Annotated in this window: 4 protein-coding genes; 1 reads left to right on the top strand and 3 read right to left on the bottom strand. The window is 67.7% G+C overall.

Features of this window, described 5'->3' with window-relative positions; genetic code table 11:
- Positions 1 to 109: 109 nt before the first annotated feature.
- From QIS99_RS31960 to QIS99_RS31970, 3 genes are all read right to left on the bottom strand, one after another.
- Positions 110 to 349 carry a hypothetical protein gene (locus QIS99_RS31960; RefSeq protein ID WP_282517258.1) on the bottom strand — a complete coding sequence of 80 codons (240 nt, stop codon included), beginning with the start codon at positions 347 to 349 and terminating at the stop codon, positions 110 to 112.
- Positions 350 to 513: 164 nt separating this feature from the next.
- A complete protein-coding gene (locus tag QIS99_RS31965; protein WP_282517259.1) occupies positions 514 to 1773 on the bottom strand; it encodes an MFS transporter in 1260 nt (419 codons plus the stop codon).
- 102 nt (positions 1774 to 1875) lie between these two features.
- The gene (locus QIS99_RS31970; protein ID WP_282517260.1) at positions 1876 to 2472 is read right to left on the bottom strand and encodes a TetR/AcrR family transcriptional regulator; all 597 of its coding nucleotides are present in this window, start codon (positions 2470 to 2472) and stop codon (positions 1876 to 1878) included.
- Positions 2473 to 2548: 76 nt separating this feature from the next.
- Here QIS99_RS31970 and QIS99_RS31975 point away from each other — a divergent pair.
- Positions 2549 to 2812 (top strand): hypothetical protein (locus QIS99_RS31975; protein WP_282517261.1); only part of this gene is annotated, 264 nt, incomplete at its 3' end.

Genomic DNA, 2812 nt, shown 5'->3' on the forward strand with positions numbered 1-2812 from the left:
CACGGCCTGCGTGGACTACGTGATCGAGAAGCTCCAGGACCCCATCCGGCACACGGCCATGAGGCGGGTGTGCGGCATGCAGTAGGCATGACGGACGGACCGGTCTCGGTCAGCCCGCACCCGTCGCCGTCGGCGGGTCTGCCTGCCGGTCTTCGCGTCGTACGCGGAATCGCAGATGCGTGGTGCCCTGGCCCCGGGTCACGACGGGGTCGGCGAAGTGGTGCGGTGCGTCGGTCAGGTCGGCGAAGTAGGGGATGCCCCGGCCGAGCAGGACCGGTACGAGGCTGACGTGGAGGCTCGCGGACGAGGGTCCGGCTGACGGCGAGGACACCGATTCCCGGTCAGCCATGCCGACCAGGGAGTGAGACGACCTACGGTGCGCAGAGCCTGTTGGTCCTCGGGTACGAGAGCTGGGCAGCGCCCGGGGCCCGGTCCTCGCTGCACTGGTGAGCGAAGAGCCGGGCCTGGGCGCACAGTTGGCCGTGCAGGGTCGGGATGGGGCGGCGTTGCGGGTCAGGCCGTTGCCTGCTCCGGTTCCTGGGGCAGGTTGAGGGTGTCTCTGGCCGGGGTGGCCGGGGTGGCAGGGAGGGACGGCGCGGTGGGCGTCTTCCCCGTGACGGGGACCGGGACGGTGCGGCTGCGTCGGCCCAGTTCAGGCAGCAGGCTGGCGAGGCCGAGTACGGCGATCGCTGCGCCGAGCCAGAGCGGGGAGCGCAGCCCGAAGCTCTCGACGAAGACGCCGCCGAGCGACGAGCCGATGATGACGCCGAGGGTGATGAACGAGGAGTGGACCGTGTTCACGAGCGGGCCCGGGTTGCCGGTGCGCTGGACGCGGGTCGCCATCGCCGGGTTCATCGTCACGCCGACCAGGCCGATGCCCATCATCAGGACGACCGCGGCCGCACTGACGTCGGCGAAGACGGCGAATCCGGCGAGGAACAGTGTGTTGAGGGCGAGTCCGACGACCTGGACGCTCACGGTCCGGCGGTCGGCGAGGCGGCCGACGACGCTGTTGCCGATGACGGTGGCGGCACCGTAGGCGATGAGCAGGATGGGGACGCTGGACTCACGGAAGCCGCTGACCTCGGTGAGGATGGGGTTGAAGTAGCTGAAGGCGGAGAAGGTCGCGCCAATGACGAGGGTGCTGGTGGAGAGCACGAGCCAGAGCCGCGGCTTCCTGAAGACCTGGGCCTCTTCCCGGAACGTACCGCCGGAGCTGCCCGGGCGCTCAAGGCGCGGAACCCCGAAGAAGGTCGCCACAGCGGCGATGACGGTGAGCAGCGAGATGGCCCAGAAGGCGGCGCGCCAGCCCAGATTGCCGCCGATGAAGGTGGCCATCGGCAGGCCGAGGAGGGTGCCGAGCATCAGGCCGTTCATGGCGACGCCGATGGCACGGCCGCGGATCTCCTCCCGTGTCACCGCGGAGCACACCGAGATCGCGACGCCGAAGAACGCTTGCGCCGCGATGCCGGTGATGACGCGGGCGGTGAGCATGGCGCCGTAGCTGGTGGCGGTCGCGGCGAGTGCGTTACCGACGAGGAAGATGACGAAGAGGAGCAGCAGCGCAGGCTTGGGGCGGAGCTTCATCAGTGCCATGGTCAGGAACGGCCCGCCGACCGTCATGGCGACGGCGAACGCGGTGATCAGGTAGCCGATCTGAGGGATCGTCGCACCGAGTCCCTCCGCCATCTGAGGCATGAGGCCGGCGACGACGAACTCACTGGTCACCATGGCGAAGATGCCGAGGGCCAGCACATAGACCGTACGTGGCATGAGTAGGTCACATCCTTACGGGAGGTCGCTTGCGCGATAGTTTTGTACTGATCTATCTAAAACTGGGGCAGGCCGAAGTGCGAAGTGGTGGAGAGGGGGGCGTCAGGGTGCGAGTGCGTCCAGAGCGGTCTCTGCGATCGACTCGAGTGCGGTGCGGTCGAGGCCGTTCTGGGCCGAGATGCGCAGGCCTCCGATGGTCGCGTTGAGGAACAGGGCGACCTCGCGCGGCTCTCGGGCCCGCGAGATCTCCCCGGCCCGCTGGCCGGAGGCGATCACGTCTCGAAGGGTGCCGAGGCGACGCTCCAGATCGCGTTGCAGCAGGCCGGCGGCCTCCGGGTCGCGCAGGGAGAGCTCCACGCTGGTGTTGACCCCCAGGCAGCCGATGCCCAGGTGCTCCTGGCGGTTGCTCTCCTCCGTGTCGATGACCCGGCGGAACAGCTGCCGCAAACGGGCGAGGGTTGGCAGGGTCAAGTCGTCCAGGATGTCCGCCTGACTGTCCGTCATGCTGTCGAGGTAGTGCCCCAACGCCCGGACGAACAGGGCGTGTTTGCTGACGAAGGTGTTGTAGATACTGCTGCGTCCCAGGCCGGTCGCCGTGCACAGGTCCTGGGTGGACGCGGCTTCGTACCCCTTCTCCCAGAACAGGCGCATCGCACCTTCCAGGGCGCGTTCCTCGTCGAAGGTCCTCGGTCGTGCCATGCCGGAAGCGTACACGTATTGGACTGCTTGTTTCAAAACTTCGTGGCCCGGAACCGAGACGGGAGAACTCGCCGCAATGGAGCGGGTGTTACTCGAAGCGGCCTGGGTGGCACGAGCCCACAGACAGCAACTCCGGCAGGTATCCCTCACATACAAAGGACACGAGGTCGGCCTCGTGAGCGGCGATACCAGACAGCACGGCGACGGCGTCTTTGGGCTCATTCAGGGACAGCGCGACGAAGCATGCTTCACCCACCGACTGGCGACGACCAGAATCCCCACGACGAAGCTCAGCAGTCTTGAACCCCCGATCCCGAAGATGGACCGCAGACCAGGGCGG

The organism is Streptomyces solicavernae (assembly GCF_029968095.1).
GTDB lineage: Bacteria > Actinomycetota > Actinomycetes > Streptomycetales > Streptomycetaceae > Streptomyces > Streptomyces solicavernae.